Source organism: Methylobacterium trifolii (assembly GCF_022179685.1).
In the GTDB taxonomy this organism is placed as follows: Bacteria; Pseudomonadota; Alphaproteobacteria; order Rhizobiales; family Beijerinckiaceae; genus Methylobacterium; species Methylobacterium trifolii.
This window is the reverse complement of the sequence record NZ_BPRB01000215.1, coordinates 1-24529: the sequence shown is the minus strand read 5'-3', so window position 1 is coordinate 24529 and position 24529 is coordinate 1. Positions and strand designations below refer to the sequence as shown.

Genomic DNA, 24529 nt, shown 5'->3' with positions numbered 1-24529 from the left:
GCAGAGGGGGGAGGGAAGAAACGCCTCGTCCTTCATGCCGCCCTTCTGCTCCACCTTGTGGCTACCCCCGCCCAGGCCGAGATCGAGCCAGGCGACCTCACCCTCACCGTCACCCCCGAGCGCAACGGCAACGCCGCACCCTTCGCCCGCGAGATGGTGCTGCTGAACATCCACGGGGTCTACAAGCAGCCGATCCTGCTGGAGGAGGTGGTGCAGCCGACGCTGGCCAACTTCAGCTGGACCCAGCTCGGCCGCGACCGCTGGAGCCGGACCAAGCTCAAGGACGGCCAGAGCGCCATCGCCTTCGACCGGGTGATCGCGGTCTTCCCCCACCATGCGGGCGGCTTCACCATCGAGCCCTTCACCCACCGCCTCACCGTCAACGAGGGCGGCGAGCGCCGGGTGGTCGACATCCGCTCGGAGCCGATCCCCTTCCCGGTCCAGCCCTGGACCAAGGAAACCGGCGGCCCGGACGTGGCGGAGCCGTGGTGGCTGCCCGCCCGCGACGTGACGGTGACCGATTCCTGGAGCCCCGACCCGGAGACGGTCAAGCTCGGGGAATCGACCCGGCGCATCGTCACCATCGAGGCCCAGGGCATGGTGGCCGAGGGCCTGCCGCCGCGCCCGGTGATGCGCACCCGCGGCATCCTCACCTTCGCCGGCCCCGTCACCCGCGAGACCCTCATCACGCCCAGCGGCCCGGTGGCGCGGGTGACCTACCAATGGGACGTGCGGCCGGGCGTGCCCGAGATCATCCCGCTGGACGCCATCGCGATCCCCTGGTTCGACACGGTCTCGCGCACCATGCGCGAGGCCGAGATCCCGGCCCGCCAGATCGGCGGGGGGCTCGCTGCGAGCGAGACAGACCTCGCCCCGCCCACCACCGCCTCGCCCCTGGTCGCGGCCGCAGCGGGGCTCACCGCCTTCGGCCTCGGGCTGGCCCTGATCGGCTTCGGGGCCGGCGCCGGGCGGATGCGCCTGCCCGCCCGCACCCGCCGCGCTCTGAAGCGCGCGGCGGCCGCCGGCGACGCCACGGCGTTCCGGGCGCAGGTCGGCGCCGCGATGCAGGCCGAGCCGGACCTGGCCCGGCGCTGGCGGGAGAATCCCGGGACGGCAGCCGGACTCGCCGCGTTGGATCGCGCCGTCTACGCGCCTGCCGGAGCCGGGAAGCCGGACCTGCCGGGGCTGGCGCGCGCCCTGTCGCGGGCCGAGCGGTTCGCGGTGCCTCCTGATAGGGCTGAGGAGCGTTTGAAGCCCCTCGATGGATCGGCGTAGGGCCGATGCCCTGACGGTCACCCCATCGCCGCTTGCGCGAGCGGTCGGGCGGGAGCGATTGACCGGCACCGGCGTCAAAGCAATATTCTATCGGTGAACAAGACGCTGATCTTCGCCACAGCGGCGAGCCGCTCGTTCTTCAAGCTCCCCGAAGCCGTTCAGGAGATCCTGACGGAGTAGCTTCTTCGATATGGCCTGAGCGGCGTAGGCGACGTGAAGCGGATGACGGGATCGGATGCGCTCCGCCTGCGAGACGGCGATTATCGGATCGTCTTCGAGGAGACCGCGACTGGGCTTCTCATCCTCCGCGTCGACCATCGGCGCGCGATCTATCGCTGAGAGGACAGTCGATGAACCCGCAATTCATAAAGACCGAATTGGGTGAGGAACTCGTCGTTCTCACACGCCGCGACTACCTCGTCCTTCTGGCACAGGCCGGGGACGAGGAGGCCGAGGATATCCTGACGGTCGAAATCGCCGCGAAGGTGCGCGCCGACCTCGACGCGGGGCGTGAGGTCCTGTTGCCGGACTGGTTCGCGCAGGCCGCAATGAAGGGCGAGGGCAGCGTCCTGCGCGGCCTGCGCGAGCACCGGGGCCTGTCGCAGGACAGCGTGGCCGCGACGGCGGGCATCACGCAGGGCGATTACAGCGAGATCGAGCGCGGCGCGGCGGTGCCGACCGTCGAGGTGCTGGACCGAATCTCGGACGCCCTCGACCTGGACCGGACCTGGATGCGCTGCCTCGAACGCGACCGGGTGGCCGGCGCCTGAAGACACGTCCGAAGGATTCGCCGATGTCGGCCTCCCTCACACGCCCGCCGCCGTACGCGCCCTGGCCTTGGCCGTCCGCCACATCAACGCGTCGGCGCGCGATCCGATCGGGCCGGACGCGCTCCTGGCGGCTCTGGCTCTGGCCTCGGACACCGTTTCCACGGCCTAGGAGCACCACGTCCGGGCCTTCTTCGACGAGATCGAGGTCGAGACCCTCAGCGACATCGTGCGCGGCGGGACGATACCTGCCGCCGGCCCACGACACCCGCCGGTGGCTCGATGAACGCGCCTGACTCGAACTGGCGGCAGTTGCTCGACCTCGCCCTTCCGGCCATCCTGAACGGATGCGGTGGGTAGCCGATAGTCGTGCTGACGCCAACTGCAGCAGGCGCCTCAACCCGTCTCCGGAAGCCTGTAGGGATCGCTGATCGCAACGCCGAACCCCTGCAGGTCTTCGAGGGGATCGCGGCGCTTGGGCAGATACACCTGGAGTCTGCTGTACCCACGTTCTTTCAGATCGTTCAACACCTTGTGAGCCTCGGCGAGATCGACCCCATAGCGCTGCAGCGCCTTCGCGAAGCTGACCGGCTTCGCGAGAGGCTCGAGGCATCGAAGCTCAACGACCCTTGGGAAACCGGATCGTTCGGGGGCGGCGTCCCGGGTTTGCGCCGGTAGACCGAGTCGCTCCTTCAATGTGGATGCCGTCGACATCGTATGTCTCCATGGCCTTGCGGCAGATTTCGTTCAGGACCCGGCGCCCGACGAGGCCAGGGGCCAAGCCCTCGATGTGCGCATCCAGGAAACGAAGTTCCCTACCCGCGAACTCGACCTCGCCTAACACCTCCAGGATGCCGCCCGGCACCGTAATCCGAGCCAGAACGGTGTTCCCATAAATTTCCTCGACTTCGATCTCGACGCCGGAGGAGTTCGAAGGCCACATTGGGGAGTAAAGTCTGTCCGTCTCGATCTCATGCGTTGGAGAGTACGCACGAGATGGGAATTCGCAAGGCGCGGCGCCCTGCGGGACCACGACGCGCTCGGCTCTTAAGAGGTTACTCACGGCACCTCCCCGCGGGGGTACGGCCATCGCTTTCTGCTTCGTCCACGGCCGGACCAGGTCCGTGACCGGCCTGGGCCGGACTTCTCCGGCTTCGACAGACGGTGTCGCGCCGACAAACAAAAAAGGCGCCGGAGCGTGAACGCCGGCGCCTTCTCGTCTGGCCTCGACGGGCGGGCCGTCAGGTGTTCATGGAATCGAAGAAATCGCCGTTGCTCTTGGTCTGGCGCAGCTTGTCCATGAGGAACTCGATCGCGTCGGTGACGCCCATCGGGTTGAGGATGCGGCGCAGGACGTAGGTCTTCTTGAGGGCGTCCGGCGGGACCAGCAGCTCCTCCTTGCGGGTGCCCGAGCGGGTGATGTCGATGGCCGGGAAGATGCGCTTGTCCGAGACCTTGCGGTCCAGGATGATCTCGGAGTTGCCGGTGCCCTTGAACTCCTCGAAGATCACCTCGTCCATGCGCGAACCGGTGTCGATGAGCGCGGTGGCGATGATCGAGAGCGAGCCGCCCTCCTCGATGTTGCGGGCCGCGCCGAAGAAGCGCTTGGGCCGCTGGAGGGCGTTGGCGTCCACGCCGCCGGTCAGCACCTTGCCCGAGGACGGGACGACGGTGTTGTAGGCCCGGCCCAACCGGGTGATCGAGTCCAGCAGGATGACCACGTCGCGGCCGTGCTCGACCAGGCGCTTGGCCTTCTCGATCACCATCTCGGCGACCTGCACGTGTCGGGTGGCCGGCTCGTCGAAGGTGGAGGCGATGACCTCGCCCTTCACCGAGCGGATCATGTCGGTCACCTCCTCCGGCCGCTCGTCGATGAGCAGGACGATGAGGTAGCACTCGGGATGGTTGAGGGTGATCGACTGCGCGATGTTCTGCATCAGCACGGTCTTGCCGGTGCGCGGCGGCGCCACGATGAGCGCGCGCTGGCCCTTGCCGATCGGGGCGACGATGTCGATGATCCGGGGGGAGAAGTCCTTCTTGGTCGGGTTCTCCAGCTCCAGCTTGAACCGCTTGGTCGGGAACAGCGGCGTCAGGTTGTCGAAGTGGACCTTGTGCTTGATCTTCTCGGGGTTCTCGAAATTGATCGTGTTGACCTTGAGCAGCGCGAAGTAGCGCTCGCCGTCCTTGGGGCCGCGGATCGGGCCCTCCACCGTGTCGCCGGTGCGCAGGCCGAAGCGGCGGATCTGGGTCGGCGAGATGTAGATGTCGTCGGGGCCGGGCAGGTAGTTCGAGTCGGAGGAGCGCAGGAAGCCGAAGCCGTCCTGCAGCACCTCGACGGTGCCGGCGCCGATGATCTCGACCTCCTTGGCAGCGAGCTGCTTCAGGATGGCGAACATCAGCTCCTGCTTGCGCATGGTCGAGGCGTTCTCGACCTCGACCTCCTCGGCGAAGGCGATCAGGTCGGTCGGCGTCTTGGACTTGAGGTCCTGGAGCTTGACCTCGCGCACGGCGTCGAGGTCGACCGCGGCGACGGCGGGCTCGCCGGGCATGTCCGCGGCCGCGAGGGCGTCGGCGAAGGCGTCGGGATGTGCAGTCATGGAATGTCTTGAACCGACGGAAAACGAAGGTTGAGGCGGGGAAGCCGGAATTCGCGCCGAGCGCCCGGGGAGGGCACTGGATGATCGGGCCGCGCGAGAAGGCGGCGGACCCGTGCATCGTCTTGGCTGAGCCGCTGGGGCTCACGGATGCGTTGCGGCACGTGTCGGGAGGGCAGACCACGCATATCGCGTTTCCGCTGCCGGCTCAAGGGGCGGGTTTTTTGGGACTTTCCAGGGGCGACGGACGGGTCGAGAATGAGCGGTCCTCTGGGAAAGGCCATGACGATTCGGATCGACGACCTCGACACCCTCGACCTCGACGCGGTCTGCGAGCCGGGCGCAGCCCTGCCGCCGGTGACGCCGGGCGACATCCTGCGGGAAGAGTTCATGAAGCCCCTCGGCCTCTCGGCACGGGCGCTCGCGCGGGATCTCGGCATTCCGCCCAACAGAGTTACGGGGATCGTCCACGGGCGGCGTGCCGTCACCGCGCAGACGGCGATCCTGCTGTCGCGCCGGCTCGGCACCTCCCCCCAGTTCTGGATGAACCTCCAGACGAACCACGATCTGCGCCGCGCGCGCGAGGCGATGGGCCATGCCGCCTAGGAATTCGCCCTTCCCCGCCTGGGCGGAGCGGGATTACGACGCCGCCGTGGACGCGATGAACGCGCTGATCGATGCCGGCGCCGGCAACGAGGACCATCCGCTGGCCTGCCTGCTCGCCATCCTCGGCGACCGGATCGGCGCCTACGACGCCAGGCACCACGCCCTGCCGGACGCGGCACCGGCGCAGGTGCTCGCCTGGCTGATGGGCCGGCATGGTCTCAGGCAGGGCGACCTGCCCGAGATCGGCAGCCAGGGCGTCGTGTCGGAGGTGCTGAGCGGGAAGCGCGCCTTGAACGCCGGCCAGGTCAGGCGACTGTCGGATCGGTTCGGCGTGGGCCCCTCCGCCTTCCTCTGATCGCGGGTGGAGGCGCTCATGAATCCCAAAAATCAGCGGCGGCGGAGGCGGACGTAGAGGGCGCCGGCGCCGCCGTGGTGGCGGGAGGCTTCCTCGAAGCCGATCACGATGCCGCGCAGTTCCGGAGACCGAAGCCAATGGGGCACGCTGCGGCGGAGCACGCCGCGCTCGGAGAAGGCGTCGGCGAAATCCGGGCTGCCCTTGCCCGTCACCACGAGGACGTAGGCGTGGCCGGCCGACCGGGCGCGCAGCAGGAAGCCGACCAGGGCGTCGTGGGCCTGCCCCTGGTACATCCCGTGCAGGTCGATCCGGGCATCGACCTGGAGGCGGCCCCGGCGCAGGGCCAGCCGCGCCTGTCGCTCCAGCCCGGCGGCCGGGGCGGGGCTCGGGGAAGGGGCTTGGTAGGTGGCCGCCGTCGGGGCCTTTGGAAGGACCGGCAGACGCTTGCCCGGCGGCGGGGGCCCGGGCGCCTTCTGCGGCAGCGATTTCGGGATCGGCGTGCCCGCCGGCACCGGCGCGGGCGGGATCGCCTGCCTCTCACCGGGCGCCGGGGGACGCACGGGCGCCGGCATCGGCCGGGCCCGGCCCCGCAGGGGCGTCACCAGCTTGGCGATCTCGCCCCAGAGATGCGCCTCTCCCGCGGTGAGGAAGCGCGGGCGCCGCGGCGGCCTCACGGCCGGGGCTTCGACGAAGGCGCCTTCGGCAGCAGCACCACGAAGCCCGCCGCGTCCCGCAGGTCGCCGGCCTGGGCGCCGGCCGCTTGGCCCGTGCCGAGATAGAGGTCGCCGCGGGCGGGTCCGACGATGGCCGAGCCGGTATCGGCCGCGACCACGAGGCGGCCAGCCTCGGCGTCCCCGCCGGGCAGGCGCCCTTCCAGCCAGAACGGCAGGCCGTAGCGCCACAGGTTCGCGTCGACCGCGAGGCTGCGGCCGGGACTCAGGGAGGCGCCGGACGCCCCCGGAGGCCCGAGCGCCGGGTCGGCCACATCGGAGAGCCGGAAGAAGACGTAAGAAGCGTTGGCCCGGATCAGGCGGCGGCCCGTCTCGGGGTTGGCCCGCAGCCACGCGGTCCAGCGGGCGAGCGTCAGCCCCTCCAGGGGCAGGTGCCCCTCCTGGACGATGAGCTTGGCCACCGCGGTGTAGGGCCGGCCGTTGCGCCCGTCGTAGAGCACCCGGACGCTTGTCCCATCGGGCAGCCGCACCCGGCCCGAGCCCTGGACCTGGAGCACCAGCAGGTCGACCGTGTCGCGCAGCCAGAGCAGGGGTTTCGTGTGCGCGGAGAGCGCACCGTCCTCGATCGCGGCCCGGTCGGGATAGGGCTCGAAAGCATCACCCGCGGCGCGTGCGGCGCGCAGGCCGGGGTCGAGGCCGGGCCGGGTCTCGCCGGGGGCGAGCGACACGAGGTCGTCGGGCCGGGCCAGCACGGGCGCGGTGTAGCCGGGGCCGGGCTCGCGGGCGCCCTCCAGCTCCGGCTCGAAATAGCCGGTGAGGAAGCCCCGGCGGCGCTCCGGGTTCGTCCCATCGGCCGGGCGGACCACGCGATACGCGTCGAAGCGCGTACGGAAGAAGGCGCCGGCCTCGCGCGGTGCCACGGCGGCGGCCTGGCCGCAGGCGGCGGCAAGCGCCTCCGCGTCGCCCGTCACGGTCGCCGGCATCGCGGGGGCGGGGGCGGCGCAGACCCGGCGGAAGGCGTCCAGCGCCGCGGCCGGGTCGGCGCCGGGAAAGCCCGGCAGGTCTTCGGGAGCGACGGGTTCGAGCACAGCGTCGCCGACGCGCAACGGCCCGGCCGCGTGAGCGACCGGGCCGGCGAGCAGGAGGATGCTCAGGAGTGCGGCCGGAATCCCGGAGATGGAGGACGGCTTCGGGACGGGCACGACGAAAGAATCACAAAAAATTACGCGCCGGCTTCGGTGGCGACGAGCTGCCAGTTCGGGTCGCGGGTGCCGAGCGTGCGGGCGAAGGTCCAGACGTCGGGCACCTCGACCACGGCCTCGGCGCTGCCGTCCACCACCGCGCCCTCGGCGTCGCGGGTGGCGGTGATGAGGTTGGAGAGGAAGCGCACGGTGATCTGGGCGACGCGGTTCCTCACGTCGACGGCCACGATCTCGGCCTTGTCGATGGAGACGAAGGTGGTCTCCAGGGTCTGGCGGTTCTTCTCGCGCTCGGCGATCGCCCGCTCGAAGGCCTCGCCGACCTCCTTGGAGAGCAGCGCGCGCAACGTCTTCCGGTCGCCCTTGGCGAAGGCGATCATGATGGCCTCGTAGGCCCCCTTGGCGCCTTCCACGAAGGCGCGCGGGTCGAAGCCCGGCTCGGCCTGGACGGCGGCCTCCAGGCCGCGCTCGATCGCGGAGCCCGGCTCGGCGATGCCCTTCCAGTCGCGGGCGGGCGCCTGCGCCCCCTGGGCCCCTTGCGCCGGCTGCGGACGGTCGGCACCGGGCAGGCGCACGACGTTGTCGCCCTCGGAGCGGGCCTGCGGCTCGGTGCGGCTGCGGTCCACCGGCTTGAAGGGGGAGCGCTCCGCCCCCGTCTTCTGGCCGAGCACCGAGCGCAGCCGCCAGATCACGAAGACGGCGAGCGCCAGGAAGATGATCGTCGTAAGGTCGAAGGTATCCTGCATCACCGATCCGATGGTGGCCGACGCGACCGCCGGTTCTTCCAGGTGTCTCGCGGGTCTCGCCACGGTCTCGAACGTGTCCCGCGACGCCCCGCGGGGCCCCTCGTGAAACGCCCTCCGCCGCCGCCGGTTCTCGCCCGAAGCCGGCCCCGTCGGTGAAGTCCCGCGCAAGGCTCTTAGCCGACCCGTGCGCAAGGATCGAGCCGCTTGTGTGGCCGGCAACCTCCGGCACCGGTGCCATATGGTGTCGCCCGGCGGAGGCTTCCAGGCGGGACGGGGCCGGTCCCGCCTCCGGCGCGAGGCCGCGTCGTCGCATCCGCGGGCCGGGGCGCCCGCCTGCACCGAGGCAGGGCTGGCGGGACAGGCGCCGTGCGAGCACCACGCGCCTTGAAAACGTAGAGTGAAGCCGCCTTCCTGAGCGCGGGCCGGCCGGCGTCGCTTGTCCGGCCCGGATGGGCATGATAGCGGCCTGCCGGAGTTCACAGACGGTTCCCGCTGACGAGACCCGCGGGCGCAGGCCGGCCACGCCGGACGACCGATCCCAGGAGGAAGATTCGCCATGGCCGACTCCCCGGCACCCAACGGCGGCGCCGCGCCGCAGGCCGACGACGCCCCCGCCATCAACGCGCTGGCGCAATACGCCAAGGACCTCTCCTTCGAGAACCCGAATGCGCCGCGCTCGCTCCAGCCCCAGGAGGGCCAGGGCCCGCAGATCAACATCCAGGTCAACGTCAACGCCCAGCAGGTCGCGGAGGCCGACTTCGAGGTCGAGCTGACCCTGGAGGGCGACGCCAAGATCGCCGGCGAGGTGCTGTTCGCCTTCGACCTGAAGTATGCGGGCATCTTCCGGATGCGCAACATCCCGCAGGACCAGGTGCACCCGGCCGTGATGATCGAGTGCCCGCGCCTGCTGTTCCCCTTCGCCCGCCAGATCGTGGCCGAGGCGGTGCGCAACGGCGGCTTCCCGCCCCTCTACATCGACCCGATCGACTTCGTCGGCCTCTACCGCCAGAAGGCCCTCGAAGCGCAGGGCGCCGCCGGCGCGGCGGGGCCGCTGGCCTCCTAGTCTCCTCCACGGCTTCAAAACACCCGATCGTCGAAGAAGACCCGGCCGTTCGCGCGGCCGGGTCTTCGTCGTTCTGGAGCCGCGACGATCGGGGATGAAGGGTGGCCGCATGCCGGTGCGTTGGCGGGTCGGAACGGCCGCACCCGCGGCCCCAGTACCGGGAAGTCCATGTCCGACAGCACAGCATCCAACGGCCCCTCGCCCCGCCCTGCGCCGCCCTTCCCCGGCCGGCCGATCCCCTATCCCGGGCGGTCCGACGAGATGCAGCCCCGGCCGGACCATGGCGAGGCGAGCTACACGGGCTCCGGCAAGCTCAGCGGCAAGGTCGCGCTCATCACCGGCGGCGACAGCGGCATCGGACGGGCGGTGGCCATCGCCTACGCCCGCGAGGGGGCCGACGTGGCGCTCTCCTACCTCGACGAGCACGACGACGCGCAGGACACCGCCGCCTGGGTCGAGAAGGCCGGCCGGCGCGCCCTGCTGCTGCCCGGCGACGTGGCCGATGCCGGCCATTGCGCCGCCCTGGTGGAGAAGACGGTGGCCGAATTCGGCCGCCTCGACGTCGTGGTCAACAACGCCGCCGTGCAGGTGCTGGCCGACGACCTGGAGGGCATCGCGATCGCGGACTGGGACCGGCAATACGCCGTCAACGTCCACGCGATGTTCTACATCCTCAAGGCGGCCTCGCCGCACCTGAAGCCGGGCGCCTCGATCATCGCCACGTCCTCGGTCAACGCCAAGGTTCCGGTGGCGCAGCAGCTCGCCTACTCCTCCACCAAGGCCGCCCTGTGCAACATGGTCGCCAACCTCGCCCAGATCCTCGGCAAGAGGGGTATTCGGGCCAACGCCGTGCTGCCGGGTCCGATCTGGACGCCCCTGATCCCGGCCACGATGTACACCGAGCAGGTGGAGGGCTTCGGCTCGAAGACCCCCGCCGGACGGCCCGGACAGCCCGCCGAACTCGCCCCCGCCTACGTGATGCTGGCCTCGGACGAGGCGAGCTACGTCAACGGGGCGATGGTCGCGGTGACGGGGGGCATGGTCACGATCTGAATGGGGCGCGAGCCGGCGCAGGCGATCGGGGCACGGCGACGAGGACCGGGTCTGGACCGTGGCGCGGGGCCGGGTCAGGCCCCGCCCGACCGAGGATCGCAGCCAAGGATCGTAGCCAAGGACCGTATGGCGCCCACCACCCACCTCGCCCTGATCAACCTCTTCACCGGAGACATCCAGGGCGGCTTGGAGCCGTTCCCAGGCACGTGGCTGGCCGAGGCCGGGTCGTGGAGCCCGGCACGGGTCGGCCTCGTCACCACGCCGGTCGGCTTCGGCGTGCTGCTGCTGAGCGGCCCCTTCGGCGCCCTGGTCGGCAGGGTCGGGCGCCCGCGCCTGCTGATCGCTGCGGCCTGCGCCGCGATCCTGGCCGGCACCCTGCTCCTGCTGCCGGCCCGTACCTTCGGCTTCGGCTTCACCGCGCAGTTCCTGGCGGCGGCCGGTGAGATCAGCGATTGCCCGGAACCGCACCATCCCGCGCCTGTTGCACGTCCCGCGGCCATGCGGAGCGGCCTCAAGACGGACGAGAGACGATGACGATGCTCGAGGATGCGACCGGCCGCACGGTCACGGCGCACGAACCGCGGGAGACGCCCTGGCTCGGCGTCGTGCTCGGCTACGGCCCGATGCTACCCTTCGCCGCCGGCGCGGCCGCCGCCTGGTGGTGGCGCGATTCCTGGGATGAGCTGATCCTGCTGGTCACGATCTTCTACGGCGCCGCGATCCTGCTGTTCCTGTCGGGCGTGCGCCGCGGCGTCAGCTTCCGCACCGAGGGCGGCCCGACCGTCGTACAGATCGCCACCATGCTCGGCCTGTTCGGCCTCGGGCTCGGGGCGCTGCTGTTCGTGGGCGTGCTCGGCAACCGGGTGATCGCCCTCGACCTCCTGATCGCGGGCTTCGTGGCGGTGGCGGTGCTCGACCCGATCGCGGCCAAGCGCGGGGAGGCGCCCCTGTTCTTCGCCCGCCTGCGCCCCCTGCAGATGCCGATCGCGGTGCTGAGCCTGGCCGCCCTCCTCGTGCTGAAGCTGACCTCGCCGTATTGAAGCGGCTTGCTGCGCACCCTTTCCCGGATTGCCTTCCGCTGATGCTCCAGGCGTCCGGGAAAGGGCGCGGACGGACGGCGCGGGCAGAAATCCTGAAAAGACCCTCGCGCTTGCTGCCGCCCCGTGCCCTGCGATAGAGCCCGGCCTTCCCGATCTCGCGAACCGCGAAGCGAACCGCTCCCATGTCCAAGGCCGACGGCACGAAGGCCGAGACCCTGAAGCCCCGCCTGCCCCGCGGCTTCCTCGACCGGCGCGCGGACGAACTCGCCGCCCAGGCGCGCATGCTCGAGACGATCCGGAGCACCTTCGAGCTCTACGGCTTCGAGGCCCTGGAGACGCCCTTCGTCGAGTACACCGAGGCCTTGGGCAAGTTCCTGCCCGACCTCGACCGGCCGAACGAAGGCGTGTTCTCCTTCCAGGACGACGACGAATCCTGGCTCTCGCTGCGCTACGACCTGACTGCGCCGCTCGCCCGCTTCGTGGCCGAGAACTTCGACGCCCTGCCCAAACCCTACCGCAGCTTTCGCGCCGGCTACGTCTTCCGCAACGAGAAGCCGGGGCCGGGGCGCTTCCGCCAGTTCATGCAGTTCGACGCCGACATCGTCGGGGCGGCCTCGGTGGCGGCCGACGCCGAGACCTGCATGCTGATGGCCGACACCCTCGACCGGCTCGGGCTCGCCGGCCAATACGTGGTTAAGGTCAACAACCGGAAGGTGCTGGACGGGGTGCTCGAAGCCTGCGGGCTTGCAGGCGATGACAAGGCCGGCCAGCGCCTGACCGCCCTGCGCGCAATCGACAAGCTCGACCGTCTCGGCGTCGAAGGCGTGCGCCTGCTACTTGGCCCCGGCCGCAAGGACGAGAGCGGCGATTTCACGAAGGGCGCTGGGTTGGCTGATGCCGCCATCGACCGGATCGTGGCCTACGTCTCGTTCCAGGCCGCTCCGAGCGACGGGGGTGATCGGCTGGCCTTCTGGGAGAGTTTCTTCGGCTCGTGGCACGATGTCGTAGGAAACTCCGAGATCGGCCGCGAAGGTATTGCCGAGTTGCATGCAATTATGCGGCTGTGCGCAGCCGGAGGTTACGAAAGCGATCGCATCCGCCCCGATCCCAGCGTCGTGCGCGGCCTCGAATACTACACTGGGCCCGTCTACGAGGCGGACCTGACGTTCTCCGTCAAGAACGCGGATGGTCAGCCGATCCGGATCGGCGCTATCGCGAGCGGCGGTCGCTACGACGGCCTCGTCGGCCGCTTCCGCACGGAGCCGGTGCCGGCCACCGGCTTCTCTGTCGGCGTCTCGCGCCTGTTCTCGGCCCTGCAACTGGTCAAGAGCCCCCTGCTGGACGGCGCGGAAAAGCCCGGCCCGGTGGTGGTGCTCGTCCTCGACCGGGAGAACGTCGCCGACTACCAGCGCCTCGTCGCGGCTTTGCGGGCTGAGAACATCCGGGCCGAACTCTATCTCGGCGGGGCCGGGATGAAGGCGCAGATGAAGTACGCCGACCGCCGCCGCGCGCCCGTGGCGATCATCCAGGGCTCGAACGAGCGCGCGGCCGGCGAGGTCCAGGTCAAGGACCTGATCGCAGGTGCCGAGGCCGCCCGAAGCATCGCCAGCAACGCCGAGTGGAAGGCGGCCCGCCCGGCCCAGTTCTCCTGCCCGGAGGCCGAGATGGTCGCGCGGGTCCGCGAGGTGCTGGGGCGGCATTTTTCGGGAACGACGGGCTGAGGCGCTCTCCTCTCCCTTGTGGGGAGGAGTTGGAGGTGGGGGTGGTGCCGGATGTGGCTCACCTGTGCTTCCTGAACCACCCCCGACCCCTCCCCGCAAGGGGGAAGGGAAGCGCGTCGAGACCGACGATGCGAGACCTGCGATGCAGCGCAACCCTCTGCGATGGCTCGACACGTCTGCGCAATCATGCCCACGCGCCACCGTCGCCAAGGCCGGCCTCGGTTGCTACAGAACGCCCCGAGGAAGGATTCCATGACGCGACCGGAGGCAGGCGATACGGGGGCGGACGGCGCCGCGCGGGCGCGGCTCTCCGCGCATCTGGCGCAGGCCGGCTACGCCAGCGTGACACCCCCCGTGCTCCAGCCCGTCGAGCCGTTCCTGGAACTGTCGGGCGAGGACATCCGGCGGCGCATCTTCGTGACCCAGGATGCGGGCGGGGCCGAACTCTGCCTGCGGCCCGAGTTCACCATCCCCGTCTGCCGTCTGCACCGGGCGCGGGCGGATGGGCTGGCGGCCGATTACAGCTATCTCGGCCCCGTCTTTCGCCTCGCCGCCGACGAGCCGGACGAGTTTTTGCAGGCCGGCATCGAGTCGATCGGGCGCGCCGACACGCCGGCCGCTGATGCCGAGGTGTTGGGGTTGGCGCTGGAAGGCCTCGCCCTGTTCGGGCACGAGGCCCCGTCCGTGCGCCTCGGCGACATGGGCCTGACGGTCGCGCTCCTCGACGGCCTTTCGGTGCCGCCGGCCGCCAAGCGGCGCACGCTGCGGGCGCTGGCCGCCGGGCGCACCCTCGACGGCATCACCAACGCCGCCCAGGCCGAGGACCCGCATGCGGGCCTGCTCGCGGCGATCCAGGGCCAGGACCCGCGGGGCGTGCGCGCATTCGTGGAGGACGTTCTGGCCATCGCCGGCATCTCGGCGGTGGGCGGGCGTAGCGCCGGCGAGATCGCCGAGCGCTTCCTCGGGAAGGCCACGGCCCAGGCCAATGGCGGGGCCGGGCTGAACGCCGAGAACCGCGCCGTCGTCGATCGCTACCGGGCGATCTCCGGCGATCCGGACACGGCCGCCCGCGACCTGCGGGCGCTGGCCACTGATGCCAACGTCCGCCACGACGCGTTGGACGCCGCCCTCGACCTGTTCGAGGAGCGCAACGGCTTCATCGCCGCCCGCGGCCTGCCCCTGGAGCGCTTCCGGTTCGCAGGCGGCTTCGCGCGCAACCTCGACTACTACACCGGCTTCATCTTCGAGGTGATGGCGGCCGAATCCGGCCCGGTGCTGGTGGGGGGCGGGCGCTACGACGGCCTGCTGACCCATCTCGGCAGCCCCGTGCCGATGCCGGCGGTGGGCTGCACCTTCTGGGTCGACCGCGTGGCGGGAGCCGGCCGATGAGCTTTTTTGGGAATTCGTCCGACGGACCCTTGGTCCTGGCGGTGCCCTCGAAGGGGCGGTTGCAGGAGAACGCCAGCGCCTTCTTCGCCCGCGCCGGCTTGAGGCTCGCGCAGGGGTCGGGCGCCCGCGACTACCGCGGAAAGCTCGTGGGCGTAGCCAACGTCGAGGTGCGCTACCTCTCGGCCTCCGAGATCGCGGCGCACCTGGCCTCCGGCACCGCCCATCTCGGCGTGACCGGCGAGGACCTGATCCGCGAGACCCTGCCCGACGCCCGCGGCCAGGTGGAACTGTTGACGCCGCTCGGCTTCGGCAACGCCAACGTGGTGGTGGCCGTGCCCCAGGCCTGGATCGACGTGCGCGCCATGTCGGACTTGGATGAGGTCGCCGCCGAGATGCGGGCCCGCCACGGCCGGCGCCTGCGCATCGCCACCAAATACGTCAACCTGACCCGGCGCTTCTTCGCCGAGAAGGGGGTGGCCGACTACCGCATCGTGGAAAGTCTCGGCGCCACGGAGGGCGCGCCGGCGGCGGGCTCGGCCGAGATCGTGGTCGACATCACCACCACGGGGGCAACCCTCCAGGCCAACGCCCTCAAGATCCTGGACGACGGCGTGATCCTGCGCTCGGAGGCCAACCTCGTCGCCTCCCTCAACGCCCCCTGGGGCGAGGGCCAGCGGCAGGCGCTGCGGGCCGTCCTCGGCCGGATCGCGGCCGAGGAGCGGGCCCGCACCACCCGCGAGGTCCGCGCGGGGCTCCCCGAATCCGGCGGCATCGACCTCGCTGCCCTGGCGGGCCTGCACGAAGCCGAACTGCCCTACGGCGCCCCGCGCGGCCTCGACGGCGAGATCGTCCTGCGCTGCCCCGTGGACGCCGTCTTCGACCTCGCCGACGCCCTGGTGCAGGCCGGCGCCCGCGCCGTCACCGTGCGCCGCATCGACTACGCCTTCACGGCCGAGAACCCGCTCGCGGAACGGCTGCTGGCGCGGTTGTAGGGCTGGGCTGGAACTGTCAAGGGCTTGGTGCCATATTGGATGCCGTGGGCGACACGGTGATACTCTGCCTGCCGTAGCACTGCCGTCCCCATCGATGGCAGGAGCGCATTGCGGGGTTCCGGCAGGCCCCGCCCCACGGCGTCAGGAGGCTTCGGCCTCCTTTCGCATTTCTGGGCTCGGACGGATGATCGGATATGGCTTGCGCTGCTCGCGCCTGAGATCCCTGTCCCGCATCATCAGGAACGATGCCAAGTAGAGTTCGTCGCCAGCCCGCGTTGCCTTGACGTAAGCGCGGAAATGCGTGCCGAACCATACGGTGTCGGTGAACAGAACCACGGCGGAGCGTGGCCCGTCCTGGCGGTATTCTCCTCGGACGAGACACACTTTGGCGCAGCGATAAGCGCTGATCGGCAACGCGCGATGGTGGGCGAGTTGCTTGCGGACGGTCTCGGCCGACAGGAACACCCGACGCACGTGCGCACCGAGGGCGCGCGCGACGATCGGATCGATGTCCGCGATCGGCAGGGGCTCTTGGTGGGTTCCGGTATGCAATCCCAAGAGATGCTCGAAATCCATGGGACCGTCAGGCTTTGCCGGCCGGCTGCCGACACTGCACATTCACCGTCCAGGGGACTGCATTTCAAGAGGCCGAATGTCTGCTACGCCGGAAGATGAAGGCGAGTCGTCGCTGCATGTGACGATCACGCCAGAGGCGATACGAGACGTCCGCGAATGGCTCGATCTCAAAATGCGAACGGGGTGCTATGCATTTGGCTTCACTGTCGAACTTGCCTACCATCTAGTGGCACGGGTGTACAATGTTCACGCTATCTACGACGAGATCGGTATTCTAGAAGGCGATGATACGCGCCGGAGCATTACCAAACCAGCCGAAGCATTCAAACGTGAACCATTAAAGGGATTTTTTCATAAACATCACTATCAGGCTATATTTATCATAAAAAATCTATTTCTGCAATTTCACAAGGAAGATGATATTGAATCTGTTTTTCGTCCGTATATCGGACAAGACGTAAAATATTTTGCCGGCCCGCTGGCTTACGATCGTACCTTCGGTGCTCTCCAACGTCGAGGTACGAATGGCGCTATGACAGGCGAGTTCATCGTTTATGAAAAACTAAAAAACAGGTCCAACTATTATCTGACACTCGGATCACACGGAGAATACCAAGCCATTCGAAACCGGATCGATGCGTATAAGCGTCTCGATCAAGAGATTTCTATATCATCATGATGCCGATTCATCCGCATCACCACCATTTCGCGATACCAGGGTCGACTATTGCGGCCCCTGCTTGGAGAACTCCGACTGCACCGCCCGCAGCACCTTAAGCCGGGCTTCGTAGAGCCCCTTGAGGCAGGCGGTGTCGGCGCCGCAGGTGCGGCGCTCCTTGAGCCAGTCCTCCTGGTCCTCGCGCAGCTTGCCGCGCCCGCCCATCGGCAGCACGTCCTTCAGGATCTCGAAGCGGACGGCCATCTCCACGTCGAGGTCGTTGAGGGGCATGTGCGCGCAGATCGCCGTCTCGTCGGGCGTGGCCGCCTTGTCGCAGGGGAAACTCGCGGCCTGGGCCGGGAGAGTCCAGCCGAAAGCCAGGAGGGCGAGGGCCGGCAGCAGGCGGGCGGGGGAGGGTTCAGGCATGCGCATGGCGGATCAACGGGGCTGGGCCGGGAATGGCTCCGCCGGGCCCGCCGCCACGGTTAACCCTGACGGGATCACGGCGTCACAGGATCACGGGATCAAGCGCCGGGCTTGACCACCGCGAGGATGACGATGCCGATCATCAGGAGCGTCGGCACCTCGTTGATCACCCGGTAGAATTTGTGGCCGCGCGTGTTCCGGTCGGCGGCGAAGTCCTTGACCATGCGGCCGAGCCAGCCGTGGATGCCGCTCATGGCCAGCACCAGGGCGAACTTCGCCTGGAGCCAGGGGCTGGCATAGAAGCCGCTCATCCAGGCCAGCGTCAGGCCGAACACCCAGGTCGCGGCCATGGCCGGGTTCATGATCGCCTTGAGGAGGCGACGCTCCATCACCTTGAAGGTCTCCGACTGCACGGTGGAACCGGCCGGCAGCGACGCGTGGTAGACGAACAGGCGCGGCAGGTAGAGCATGCCGGCCATCCAGGCGATGAGCGCGACGACGTGCCCGGCCTTGATCCACTCGTACACGGGCTCAAGCGCCCCTGAGGCGGGCCAGCATCCGCTCCACATGCGCCACCGGCGTCTGCGGGGTGATGCCGTGGCCGAGGTTGAAGATGTGCGGCAGGCCGCGGGTCGCCGCCAGCACCGCGTCGACCGCGGCGTCCAAGGCCGCCCCGCCCGCGATCAGGGTCTCGGGATGGACGTTGCCCTGTGTCACGGTGGTGTCCGGCACGGCCTCGCGCAGCGCCTTGAGGTCCACCGACCAGTCGACGCCCACCGCATCCGCGCCCGTCTCGGGCACGACGCGCGCATGGCCCTCGAGCCCCGAGCCGCGGCAGAACACGATCACCTTCGCGCCGGGGATTTTTTCGCGGATGCCGGCGATCATCCGGGCGATGGGCTCGAACGACCAGCGGGCCAGCGCGTCCGTGCCCGGCGCGACGGAGGGCAGGGTGCCCGCATGCGACTCGAAGATCTGCACGGCGTCCGCCCCGGCCTCGAGCTGGCGCACGAGGTACTCGGTCTGGACGCGCACCAGCCGGTCGATCAGTTCGTCGACGAGGGCCGGGTCGGCCTCGGCCAGCGCCCTGGCGGGCGCGAGGTCCGGCGTGCCCCGTCCCCCGATCATGTAGCTCGCCACCGTCCAGGGGGCCCCGCAGAAGCCCAGGAGGGTGGTCTCAGGCGGCAACTCCGCCCGCAGCCGCCGCACCGTCTCGAACACGGGGGCGAGATGCGAAAAGATCGCCGGGTCGCCGGCCTGGCGCAGGCGGTCGAACTCGGCCCGGCCTTCGAGGGGATCGAGGCGCGGCCCCTCGCCCTCCACGAAGCGCACGTCCTGGCCGAGTGCATGGGGCACCACCAGGATGTCGGAGAACAGGATCGAGGCCTCGAAGCCGAAGCGGCGGATCGGCTGGAGCGTCACCTCCACGGCGAAGTCCGGGCTGTAGCAGAGGTCGAGGAAGGAGCCGGCCTCCGCCCGCGTCTCCCGGTATTCCGGCAGGTAGCGCCCGGCCTGGCGCATCATCCAGGCGGGCGGGGGCGAGACCGCCTCGCCCGAGAGCACGCGCATCACCGTGCGCTTCCCAGCCTCGTGCTCGCCCATCCGCGCTCCCCGCCCCGTTCTTCGTGCCCTTGTCCGGCCCGGTCTTACCGGAAGCCTTCGTCCCCGTCTCGGGTGAGGCGCGCGGTCGATCCACACATCCTCTCTCGAAAAGATAAAGAGAGATTCTAGGACTCTGTTTCTTCTCTTAGAGGCTGAGTAGCGGGACCGCGGGCGCGTCCACAGGCCGTCCCCGCCACCACGGCGTTAAGGAGGCTTTAACGGATTGCCTCTAATGTCCGGGATAGGCCAGTGCGGCCAGCGCCTTGGCGGCCGCGGCCCGCCGCATCCCCGGTCCGCGTCCCGGATTCTCCCAGGGGCGGGGATTTTCCGCGTCCCCGCGGACGGCCTGTGCAGGACGGAGTCGACGAATCGTCTCGGACCCCTGCTGGACCGGCCCGGCGAGGCATCCTATCCACACTCATCGACTCCCCTGACGGCCGGCGGTGGACAAGTGGCCTTCGAGCCCTTCCCCCGCTTCCGAGGAAACCGGATGAGCCGCAGCTACTTCCACCTCCACCTCGTCTCGGATTCCACCGGCGAGACCCTGATCAACGTCGGGCGCGCGGCCGCCGCCCAGTACGAGGGCGTCTCGGCGATCGAGCACGTCTACCCCCTGGTGCGCTCCGGCCCGCAACTGGAGCGGGTGATCTCCGAGATCCGGGCCGCCCCCGGCCTCGTGCTCTACACGCTGGTGGGCGGAGACCTCGGCAGCCGCCTGGAGACCGCCTGCCGCGAGACCGGGGCCCCCTGCCTCTCGGTGCTCCAGCCGGTGCACGCCCTGCTGCAATCCTATCTCGGGGCGCAGACGGCGGCCCGGCCCGGCGCGCAGCACACCCTCAACGCGGAGTACTTCAAGCGCATCGACGCGATGAACTTCACCCTGGCCCACGACGACGGCAACCTGCCCGACGACCTGGAAGATGCCGACGTGATCCTGCTCGGCGTCAGCCGCACCTCGAAGACGCCGACCGCGATCTACCTGGCCAACCGCGGCCTCAAGACCACGAACCTGCCCCTGGTGCCGGGCATGCCCCTGCCGCCGTCCCTGGAGGCGGTGCGCCGGCCCCTGGTGGTGGGCCTGTTCGCCAGCCCCGAGCGCATCGTGCAGATCCGCCAGAACCGGCTGCTCAGCCTGAACGCCGACGAATCCTCCCTCTACGTCGACCGCGGGGCGGTGGCCGACGAGATCACCGCCTCGCGCCGCCTGTTCACCCGCAACCGCTGGCCGACCATCGACGTGACCCGCCGCTCCATCGAGGAGACGGCGGCCGCGATCCTCGACCTCTACCGCGACCACCGGCTGAAGTTCATCGCCGTATAAGGCGCCCCCTCACCAGTTCCGGAAGCGGGCCGGCGGCTCGTAGAGGCCGCCCGACCAGTGCACGAGGTCCTTGATCGAGCGCGCGGCCAAGAGCGAGCGGTCGGCGTCCAGCGGCTCGATGCCGAGGTCTTCGGGCCGGCGCACGATGCCGCGGGCCCGCAACGCCTCGACCGCGGCCCGGTCCCGCCCGCGTCCGACCTCGGTGTAGCCGGCCACCCCGCGGATCGCCTGCTCGCGCTCGTCGGCGTCACGGCAGAGCAGGAGGTTGGCGATGCCCTCCTCGGTGACGATGTGCGTGACGTCGTCGCCGTAGACCATGACCGGGGCCAGTTCCAACCCGATCTTCTTAGCCAGCTCCAGGGCGTCGAGCCGCTCCACGAAGGCCGGCACCAGCTTGTCCCCGAAGGTCTCCACGAGCTGGACCACGAGCTTGCGCCCGCGCATCAGCGCCGGGTCGCCCGTGACCAGGGCCTCGCGCCCCGCCTTCATCCAGGTGTCGGAGGGGTGGCGTCGTCCGTGCGGGTCGCAGCCCATGTTCGGCGCGCCGCCGAAGCCCGCCACGCGGTTCGTGGTGACGGTGGAGGAATGGCCGGCCAAGTCGATCTGCAGGGTCGAGCCGATGAACAGGTCGCAGGCATAGAGCCCCGCCGTCTGGCAGAAGGCCCGGTTCGAGCGCAGGGAGCCGTCGGCCCCGGTGAAGAACACGTCCGGCCGGGCGCGGATGTAGCGGTCCATGCCGACTTCCGAGCCGAAGCAGTGCACCTGTTCGACCCAGCCCGACTCGATCGCCGGGATCAGGGTCGGGTGCGGGTTGAGCGCCCAGTGCGTGGCGATCTTCTTCTTCAGTCCGAGCCGTTCCCCGTAAGTCGGGAGCAGCAACTCGATCGCCGCGGTGCCGAAGCCGATGCCGTGGTTGAGCCGCCGGATGCCGTACTCGGCATAGATCCCCTTGATCGCCATCATGGCCATCAGGATCTGCGTCTCCGTCATCGCGGCCGGATCGCGGGTGAAGAGCGGCTCGACGTAGAACGGCCTGTCGGCCTCCACCACGAAGTCGATCCGGTCGGCCGGGATGTCGACGCGGGGCACCCGGTCCACGATCGCGTTGACCTGGGCGATCACCACGCCGTTCTTGAAGGCGGTGGCCTCCACGACGGTCGGCGTGTCCTCGGTGTTGGGGCCGGTGTAGAGGTTGCCCTCCCGGTCGGCCGAGACGCCCGCGATCAGGGCGACGTTCGGCGTCAGGTCCACGAAGTAGCGGGCGAACAGCTCCAGGTAGGTGTGCACCGCCCCGAGCTGGATCTGGCCGCCGTAGAGCATCCTGGCGATGCGCGCGCCCTGCGGGCCGGAATAGGAATAGTCGAGGCGCTTCGCGATGCCCTGCTCGAACACGTCGAGGTGCTCGGGCAGCACGATGCCGGACTGCACCATGTGCAGGTCGTGCACGCGGGCCGGGTCGCAGGCGCTCAAGGCCCGGGCGAGGCAATCGGCCTGCTTCTGGTTGTCGCCCTCCAGGCAGACCCGGTCGCCGGGCCGCAGCACCGCCTCCAGCAGGTCCACCGCGCGGGCGGCCGGCACGACCTTGCCCTCGGCATGGGCCCGGCCTGCCGCGATCCGGGCGTCGCGGGCCTTCCTGTCCCTCTGCCAGTCGGTCATCCGCGTCCGCTCCATCCAGGCCGCTCGGTATAGTCCAGGCCGCCCCTGATCCCGAATGCCCCACCCGTCCCCGCGCCGCGAATGCGACCTGACGGGATGCGGGAAACGGCCGGGCGTATCCGGGATTCCATCCGTGCCGCGGTATAGGTGCGGTATACAAGGGACTCGAGACAGGGAATTCGGGCCGGACCGGCCCGCATCGCAGACGAGGCGTCCGCCATGGAAACGATGACCTTCCGCCACGCCACCCAGAAGCCGCTCGCCGGCACGCGAGCCCAGGCGATCACCGGCGTGGTCGCCTCCGGCAACCTCGAAGTGCTGCTGGAGCGGGTGCTGCCGGGCGATGCCTGCACCATCGAGATCGCCACGCCGATCGAGGGCTTCGGCGATGTCTGGGAGGCCGTGGCGGCCGATTTCGTCGCCCGCGCCCAGCCCGGCGGCCTGCGCATCTCGATCAACGACGGGGGTGCGCGGCCCGACACCGTGTCGCTGCGCCTGCTCCAGGGTGCCCGGCTGATGGAGGCGGACGCGTGACCGGGCCGAACTCCTCTCCGATACCGAACCGCGATGAGAGGAATGCATCGCCGACCGGTATGAGCTGGTACGAGGCCAGCGCCCGGCAGCGCGTGGCCGCCCTCCTCGATCCGGGCACGTTCGAGGAAGTCCTCGGGCCGGAGCAGCGGGCGATGAGCCCGCACCTGCCCCTGTTCGCCCTGCCGCGCGCCTTCGACGACGGCATCGTCGTCGGCCGAGGCAGGCTCGACGGGAAGGCGGTGTCCGTGGCCGCCCAGGAGGGCCGCTTCATGGGCGGCGCCTTCGGGGAGGTGCACGGGGCCAAGCTCGTCGGGTTGCTGCGTGCGGCGCGGGCCAGCCGCCCGGAGGCGGTGCTGATCCTGTTCGACACCGGCGGCGTGCGCCTCCAGGAGGCCAATGCCGGCGAGACGGCCATCGCCGAGACCATGCGCGCCATCGCGGACCTGCGCCGGGACGGGGTGCCGGTGATCGGCCTGATCGGCGGCCGGGCCGGCTGCTACGGCGGGGGCGGGCTCATCGCCGGCACCTGCTCGCGGCTCGCGGTCTCCGAGGGCGGGCGCATCTCCGTCTCGGGGCCTGAGGTGATCGAGACCAACAAGGGTGCGGAAGAGTTCGACTCGAAGGACCGCGCCCTGGTCTGGCGCACCATGGGCGGCAAGCACCGCCGCCTCACCGGGGGCGCCGACGCCTTCTGCGACGACACGGTGGCGGCCTTCCGCACGGCCGCCCTCGACCTGATGGGGCGGGCACCCGCCCTCGACCTCGCGACCCTGGAGGCCGAGCAGGCCCGCCTGGAAGCGCGGCTGGCGCGCTTCGGCGATTGCCGCGATGCCACCGAGATCTGGAGCCGGCTCGGCATCGATGATCCGGCCGCCGTGCCGGGGCTGACGGCGCAGGATTTCGACGGGCTCGTGGCCGGCCTGGATGGGATGGACCATGACGCTCGCTGACATCCTGGCCTCGCTCTTCCCCGCGGGCCACGCCGTGCGGGTCACGGACGGCCTCGTCTCCGGCGACGGCCCCCTCGGTGCCAGCCGGCTCGCGGTGGTCGGCATCGCCGACCGGACGGCGCTCGGCGTCGATGGCGCCTGCACGCTCAGTCGCCACGTCCTCGACGTGGTCCAGAGCGGCGACAGGACGCCGATCCTCGTGGTGGTCGATTCCGACAGCCAGCGCATGAGCCGGCGCGACGAGCTTCTGGGCTTGAACGAGTACCTCGCCCACCTCGCCAAGACCCTGCTGCTGGCCGATGCCGCCGGGCACCCGACGCTGGGCCTGATCTACGGCCACTCGGCGGCCGGCGCCTTCATCGCCACGGCGCTGGCGACCCGCGTGCTCGCGGGCCTGCCCGGCGCCGACCCGAGCGTGATGGACCTGCCATCGGTCGCCCGCGTCACCAAGCTGCCCCTGGAGACGCTCCAGGCCATGGCCAGGGACACGCCGGTCTTCGCACCGGGCCTCGACAACATGGTCGCCGCCGGCGCCGTCCACGCCGTGCTCGACCCGGATTCCCCCCTCGGGCCGCAGGTGGAGGCGCTGATCGGGCAGATGGGCGCGGACGACATCCGCGACAGGCTCGGCCTGGAGCGGGGCGGGCGCCCGGTCGCGCACACGATCGCGGCGCGGGTGGCGCAGGACGCGGGCGGTGGCTGACGCCTCGACGCTGCAAGACTTGCGGCGTCACGACCTCGTCGATGCCGATCCCGCCGCCTGGGACGAGGCGCTGGCACACAGGCCGGACCTTGCGGGCCTGCCCGAAGTCTTCGGCTGGGTGCGGGCGGGCCGGCCGCTGATCCTGCGCCGGTTCGACGGCGCCGAGGACCGCACCCGGGTGCCCCTGGGCCTGCCCCTGCCGCCGGCCCTGGGCAAGCGCCGCATCGGTCTCGCTCTGCCGTCCGATGCGGTTCGCCCGCGCCCGCCCGTCACCCTCGCCGAGGCAAAGACGACCGCACCGATACCGTGGCGCCCCAGCCTCGACGCGTTGCTGGCGCTCGGCCGGGACCACGGCCTCGTGCCGCGCGTGTTCGGCGGCCTGCTCTGGCAGCACCTGACCGGGCTGGCCTACCTCACCGGAACCTCGGACCTCGACCTGCTCTGGCCTGTGGGCCCGCGCGTCTCCCGCGTCCTCCTCCGGGACATCGCTGCGATCGAGGCCGCGGCGCCGATGCGCCTCGACGGGGAGGTGATCTTTGCCGACGGCGCGGGGGTGAACTGGCGGGAGTTTTTGGGAACCGCGCCTCTCCCTCCCCCCTCTGCGGGGGAGGGTGGCCCGCGAGCTAAGTCGG

The 24529-nt window shown here is 70.2% G+C and carries 26 protein-coding genes and 1 pseudogene; 17 read left to right on the top strand and 10 right to left on the bottom strand.

Annotated features, from left to right (window positions below):
* Nucleotides 1-1275, top strand: a 1275-nt coding sequence (locus COGEMETH_RS18310; protein ID WP_373875390.1) for a hypothetical protein, incomplete at its 5' end; no start/stop codon positions are given.
* A 350-nt stretch (nucleotides 1276-1625) separates the two neighbouring features.
* Complete coding sequence (locus tag COGEMETH_RS18305) at nucleotides 1626-2045, top strand: helix-turn-helix domain-containing protein (protein ID WP_238184037.1); 420 nt, start codon at nucleotides 1626-1628, stop codon at nucleotides 2043-2045.
* Between the two features lie 393 nt (nucleotides 2046-2438).
* Here COGEMETH_RS18305 and COGEMETH_RS18300 read toward each other — a convergent pair whose 3' ends face one another.
* A complete protein-coding gene (locus COGEMETH_RS18300) occupies nucleotides 2439-2756 on the bottom strand; it encodes a hypothetical protein (RefSeq protein WP_238184036.1) in 318 nt (105 codons plus the stop codon).
* Nucleotides 2757-3283: 527 nt separating this feature from the next.
* Nucleotides 3284-4591: a transcription termination factor Rho gene (gene rho / locus COGEMETH_RS18295; protein ID WP_238184040.1), complete on the bottom strand. Its 1308-nt coding sequence runs from the start codon at nucleotides 4589-4591 to the stop codon at nucleotides 3284-3286.
* A gap of 327 nt (nucleotides 4592-4918) precedes the next feature.
* Between rho and COGEMETH_RS18290 the strand changes: the two genes are divergently transcribed.
* Nucleotides 4919-5242 carry a HigA family addiction module antitoxin gene (locus COGEMETH_RS18290; protein WP_306421758.1) on the top strand — a complete coding sequence of 108 codons (324 nt, stop codon included), beginning with the start codon at nucleotides 4919-4921 and terminating at the stop codon, nucleotides 5240-5242.
* Nucleotides 5232-5597 carry a helix-turn-helix domain-containing protein gene (locus COGEMETH_RS18285; protein ID WP_238184035.1) on the top strand — a complete coding sequence of 122 codons (366 nt, stop codon included), beginning with the start codon at nucleotides 5232-5234 and terminating at the stop codon, nucleotides 5595-5597. The genes COGEMETH_RS18290 and COGEMETH_RS18285 overlap by 11 nt, the downstream gene beginning before the upstream one ends.
* A gap of 32 nt (nucleotides 5598-5629) precedes the next feature.
* Here the strand turns inward: COGEMETH_RS18285 and COGEMETH_RS18280 are convergent, their stop codons facing one another.
* Genes COGEMETH_RS18280 through COGEMETH_RS18270 form a run of 3 tightly spaced genes read right to left on the bottom strand, consistent with a single transcriptional unit; the run spans nucleotide 5630 to nucleotide 8213 of the window.
* Nucleotides 5630-6271: a Smr/MutS family protein gene (locus COGEMETH_RS18280; RefSeq protein ID WP_238184034.1), complete on the bottom strand. Its 642-nt coding sequence runs from the start codon at nucleotides 6269-6271 to the stop codon at nucleotides 5630-5632.
* On the bottom strand, nucleotides 6268-7470 hold the full coding sequence (gene mltA, locus COGEMETH_RS18275; protein WP_238184033.1) for a murein transglycosylase A: 1203 nt from the start codon (nucleotides 7468-7470) through the stop codon (nucleotides 6268-6270). Before mltA ends, COGEMETH_RS18280 begins: the two co-directional genes overlap by 4 nt.
* Nucleotides 7471-7490: 20 nt before the next feature.
* Entirely contained in the window at nucleotides 7491-8213 is a 723-nt protein-coding gene (locus tag COGEMETH_RS18270) for a Tim44/TimA family putative adaptor protein (protein WP_238184032.1), read from the bottom strand.
* A 556-nt stretch (nucleotides 8214-8769) separates the two neighbouring features.
* Here COGEMETH_RS18270 and secB point away from each other — a divergent pair.
* From secB to hisG, 7 genes and pseudogenes are all read left to right on the top strand, one after another.
* The gene (secB, locus tag COGEMETH_RS18265; RefSeq protein WP_238184031.1) at nucleotides 8770-9276 is read left to right on the top strand and encodes a protein-export chaperone SecB; all 507 of its coding nucleotides are present in this window, start codon (nucleotides 8770-8772) and stop codon (nucleotides 9274-9276) included.
* A 168-nt stretch (nucleotides 9277-9444) separates the two neighbouring features.
* Nucleotides 9445-10329 carry an SDR family oxidoreductase gene (locus COGEMETH_RS18260; protein ID WP_238184030.1) on the top strand — a complete coding sequence of 295 codons (885 nt, stop codon included), beginning with the start codon at nucleotides 9445-9447 and terminating at the stop codon, nucleotides 10327-10329.
* Between the two features lie 126 nt (nucleotides 10330-10455).
* Nucleotides 10456-10770, top strand: a pseudogene (locus tag COGEMETH_RS18255) (MFS transporter); the annotation flags it as partial.
* Nucleotides 10771-10865: 95 nt separating this feature from the next.
* Nucleotides 10866-11369, top strand: coding sequence for a DUF3429 domain-containing protein (locus tag COGEMETH_RS18250; RefSeq protein WP_238184038.1), 504 nt, complete (start codon nucleotides 10866-10868; stop codon nucleotides 11367-11369).
* Between the two features lie 182 nt (nucleotides 11370-11551).
* The gene (gene hisS / locus COGEMETH_RS18245; protein WP_238184029.1) at nucleotides 11552-13090 is read left to right on the top strand and encodes a histidine--tRNA ligase; all 1539 of its coding nucleotides are present in this window, start codon (nucleotides 11552-11554) and stop codon (nucleotides 13088-13090) included.
* 252 nt (nucleotides 13091-13342) lie between these two features.
* Nucleotides 13343-14479 carry an ATP phosphoribosyltransferase regulatory subunit gene (locus COGEMETH_RS18240; RefSeq protein WP_238184028.1) on the top strand — a complete coding sequence of 379 codons (1137 nt, stop codon included), beginning with the start codon at nucleotides 13343-13345 and terminating at the stop codon, nucleotides 14477-14479.
* On the top strand, nucleotides 14476-15471 hold the full coding sequence (gene hisG, locus COGEMETH_RS18235; protein ID WP_238184027.1) for an ATP phosphoribosyltransferase: 996 nt from the start codon (nucleotides 14476-14478) through the stop codon (nucleotides 15469-15471). Before COGEMETH_RS18240 ends, hisG begins: the two co-directional genes overlap by 4 nt.
* A 141-nt stretch (nucleotides 15472-15612) precedes the next feature.
* Here the strand turns inward: hisG and COGEMETH_RS18230 are convergent, their stop codons facing one another.
* Nucleotides 15613-16047 (bottom strand): hypothetical protein, encoded by a 435-nt coding sequence (locus COGEMETH_RS18230; protein ID WP_238184026.1) that lies wholly within the window; start codon nucleotides 16045-16047, stop codon nucleotides 15613-15615.
* Between the two features lie 76 nt (nucleotides 16048-16123).
* On the opposite strand from COGEMETH_RS18230, the gene COGEMETH_RS18225 reads away from it, so the two are divergent.
* Entirely contained in the window at nucleotides 16124-16726 is a 603-nt protein-coding gene (locus COGEMETH_RS18225; RefSeq protein WP_238184025.1) for a hypothetical protein, read from the top strand.
* Nucleotides 16727-16771: 45 nt separating this feature from the next.
* Here COGEMETH_RS18225 and COGEMETH_RS18220 read toward each other — a convergent pair whose 3' ends face one another.
* The 3 genes from COGEMETH_RS18220 to hemE all read right to left on the bottom strand — a co-directional run bounded on the left by COGEMETH_RS18220 (nucleotide 16772) and on the right by hemE (nucleotide 18733).
* Nucleotides 16772-17131, bottom strand: a complete 360-nt coding sequence (locus COGEMETH_RS18220; protein ID WP_238184024.1) for a lysozyme inhibitor LprI family protein — start codon at nucleotides 17129-17131, stop codon at nucleotides 16772-16774.
* A 98-nt stretch (nucleotides 17132-17229) separates the two neighbouring features.
* A complete protein-coding gene (gene hemJ / locus COGEMETH_RS18215) occupies nucleotides 17230-17700 on the bottom strand; it encodes a protoporphyrinogen oxidase HemJ (protein ID WP_238184023.1) in 471 nt (156 codons plus the stop codon).
* Nucleotides 17663-18733, bottom strand: coding sequence for a uroporphyrinogen decarboxylase (gene hemE, locus COGEMETH_RS18210; RefSeq protein ID WP_238184022.1), 1071 nt, complete (start codon nucleotides 18731-18733; stop codon nucleotides 17663-17665). The genes hemJ and hemE overlap by 38 nt, the downstream gene beginning before the upstream one ends.
* A gap of 490 nt (nucleotides 18734-19223) precedes the next feature.
* On the opposite strand from hemE, the gene COGEMETH_RS18205 reads away from it, so the two are divergent.
* Nucleotides 19224-20054 carry a pyruvate, water dikinase regulatory protein gene (locus COGEMETH_RS18205; RefSeq protein ID WP_238184021.1) on the top strand — a complete coding sequence of 277 codons (831 nt, stop codon included), beginning with the start codon at nucleotides 19224-19226 and terminating at the stop codon, nucleotides 20052-20054.
* 9 nt (nucleotides 20055-20063) lie between these two features.
* Here COGEMETH_RS18205 and mdcA read toward each other — a convergent pair whose 3' ends face one another.
* Nucleotides 20064-21710, bottom strand: coding sequence for a malonate decarboxylase subunit alpha (gene mdcA / locus COGEMETH_RS18200; protein ID WP_238184020.1), 1647 nt, complete (start codon nucleotides 21708-21710; stop codon nucleotides 20064-20066).
* 219 nt (nucleotides 21711-21929) lie between these two features.
* On the opposite strand from mdcA, the gene mdcC reads away from it, so the two are divergent.
* The 4 genes from mdcC to mdcG all read left to right on the top strand — a co-directional run.
* Nucleotides 21930-22244, top strand: a complete 315-nt coding sequence (gene mdcC, locus COGEMETH_RS18195; RefSeq protein WP_238184019.1) for a malonate decarboxylase acyl carrier protein — start codon at nucleotides 21930-21932, stop codon at nucleotides 22242-22244.
* A gap of 20 nt (nucleotides 22245-22264) precedes the next feature.
* Nucleotides 22265-23194 (top strand): biotin-independent malonate decarboxylase subunit beta, encoded by a 930-nt coding sequence (locus COGEMETH_RS18190; RefSeq protein WP_283215024.1) that lies wholly within the window; start codon nucleotides 22265-22267, stop codon nucleotides 23192-23194.
* Nucleotides 23181-23897 (top strand): biotin-independent malonate decarboxylase subunit gamma, encoded by a 717-nt coding sequence (mdcE, locus tag COGEMETH_RS18185; RefSeq protein ID WP_238184017.1) that lies wholly within the window; start codon nucleotides 23181-23183, stop codon nucleotides 23895-23897. Before COGEMETH_RS18190 ends, mdcE begins: the two co-directional genes overlap by 14 nt.
* Nucleotides 23890-24529: malonate decarboxylase holo-[acyl-carrier-protein] synthase (gene mdcG / locus COGEMETH_RS18180; RefSeq protein ID WP_238184016.1), on the top strand; the 640-nt coding region annotated here is incomplete at its 3' end. The genes mdcE and mdcG, both read left to right, overlap by 8 nt.

Excerpts from the sequence above, each read along its gene's own strand:
- COGEMETH_RS18270 (WP_238184032.1), bottom strand. The coding sequence starts at position 8,213 with ATGCAGGATACCTTCGACCTTACGACGATCATCTTCCTGGCGCTCGCC.
- hisG (WP_238184027.1), top strand. The coding sequence starts at position 14,476 with ATGAGCTTTTTTGGGAATTCGTCCGACGGACCCTTGGTCCTGGCGGTG.
- COGEMETH_RS18300 (WP_238184036.1), bottom strand. The coding sequence starts at position 2,756 with ATGTCGACGGCATCCACATTGAAGGAGCGACTCGGTCTACCGGCGCAA.
- COGEMETH_RS18260 (WP_238184030.1), top strand. The coding sequence starts at position 9,445 with ATGTCCGACAGCACAGCATCCAACGGCCCCTCGCCCCGCCCTGCGCCG.
- hisS (WP_238184029.1), top strand. The coding sequence starts at position 11,552 with ATGTCCAAGGCCGACGGCACGAAGGCCGAGACCCTGAAGCCCCGCCTG.
- COGEMETH_RS18225 (WP_238184025.1), top strand. The coding sequence starts at position 16,124 with ATGTCTGCTACGCCGGAAGATGAAGGCGAGTCGTCGCTGCATGTGACG.
- COGEMETH_RS18305 (WP_238184037.1), top strand. The coding sequence starts at position 1,626 with ATGAACCCGCAATTCATAAAGACCGAATTGGGTGAGGAACTCGTCGTT.
- COGEMETH_RS18250 (WP_238184038.1), top strand. The coding sequence starts at position 10,866 with ATGCTCGAGGATGCGACCGGCCGCACGGTCACGGCGCACGAACCGCGG.
- secB (WP_238184031.1), top strand. The coding sequence starts at position 8,770 with ATGGCCGACTCCCCGGCACCCAACGGCGGCGCCGCGCCGCAGGCCGAC.
- COGEMETH_RS18285 (WP_238184035.1), top strand. The coding sequence starts at position 5,232 with ATGCCGCCTAGGAATTCGCCCTTCCCCGCCTGGGCGGAGCGGGATTAC.
- mdcE (WP_238184017.1), top strand. The coding sequence starts at position 23,181 with ATGACGCTCGCTGACATCCTGGCCTCGCTCTTCCCCGCGGGCCACGCC.
- hemE (WP_238184022.1), bottom strand. The coding sequence starts at position 18,733 with ATGGGCGAGCACGAGGCTGGGAAGCGCACGGTGATGCGCGTGCTCTCG.
- COGEMETH_RS18290 (WP_306421758.1), top strand. The coding sequence starts at position 4,919 with ATGACGATTCGGATCGACGACCTCGACACCCTCGACCTCGACGCGGTC.
- mdcC (WP_238184019.1), top strand. The coding sequence starts at position 21,930 with ATGGAAACGATGACCTTCCGCCACGCCACCCAGAAGCCGCTCGCCGGC.
- mdcA (WP_238184020.1), bottom strand. The coding sequence starts at position 21,710 with ATGACCGACTGGCAGAGGGACAGGAAGGCCCGCGACGCCCGGATCGCG.
- rho (WP_238184040.1), bottom strand. The coding sequence starts at position 4,591 with ATGCCCGGCGAGCCCGCCGTCGCCGCGGTCGACCTCGACGCCGTGCGC.
- COGEMETH_RS18205 (WP_238184021.1), top strand. The coding sequence starts at position 19,224 with ATGAGCCGCAGCTACTTCCACCTCCACCTCGTCTCGGATTCCACCGGC.
- COGEMETH_RS18240 (WP_238184028.1), top strand. The coding sequence starts at position 13,343 with ATGACGCGACCGGAGGCAGGCGATACGGGGGCGGACGGCGCCGCGCGG.
- COGEMETH_RS18220 (WP_238184024.1), bottom strand. The coding sequence starts at position 17,131 with ATGCCTGAACCCTCCCCCGCCCGCCTGCTGCCGGCCCTCGCCCTCCTG.
- COGEMETH_RS18230 (WP_238184026.1), bottom strand. The coding sequence starts at position 16,047 with ATGGATTTCGAGCATCTCTTGGGATTGCATACCGGAACCCACCAAGAG.
- hemJ (WP_238184023.1), bottom strand. The coding sequence starts at position 17,700 with ATGTGGAGCGGATGCTGGCCCGCCTCAGGGGCGCTTGAGCCCGTGTAC.